Origin of the sequence: Clostridium boliviensis, from assembly GCF_033342255.1 — a bacterium.
In the GTDB taxonomy this organism is placed as follows: Bacteria; Bacillota; Clostridia; order Lachnospirales; family Lachnospiraceae; genus Lacrimispora; species Lacrimispora boliviensis.
In genome coordinates this window covers 1-377 of sequence record NZ_JAWONS010000097.1, presented here as the reverse complement: position 1 = coordinate 377, position 377 = coordinate 1, and the positions used below count along the sequence as shown (strand labels likewise).

Sequence of the window (377 nt, the reverse complement as noted above, 5' to 3'; positions counted from 1 at the left end):
GAGACCATCGACTTCGGGCCCAACTACGACGGCAGCCTGGAGGAGCCGCTGGTCCTGCCCTCCCGTTTTCCCAACATCCTCGTCAACGGTGCCTCGGGGATCGCCGTCGGGATGGCCACCAACATCCCGCCGCACAATCTCGGGGAAGTGATCGACGGTTTGGTCAAGATGATCGACAACCCGGATGTGACGGTGGATGAGCTGATGCAGACGATCAAGGGTCCCGACTTCCCCACCGGCGGGGTGATCCTGGGGAAGGATGGGATCAAGAAAGCCTATCGCACCGGGCGGGGCAACATCCAAGTCCGGGCCAAGACGCGCATCGAAGAGGCCTCCGGCGGCAAGATGCGCATTGTCGTCGAAGAGCTTCCCTACCA

1 protein-coding gene is annotated in these 377 nt (G+C 62.3%); it reads left to right on the top strand.

What is annotated here, in order from left to right:
* The coding region (locus RZO55_RS03765) for a DNA gyrase subunit A (protein ID WP_318062953.1) at positions 1-377 on the top strand (377 nt) is incomplete at both ends.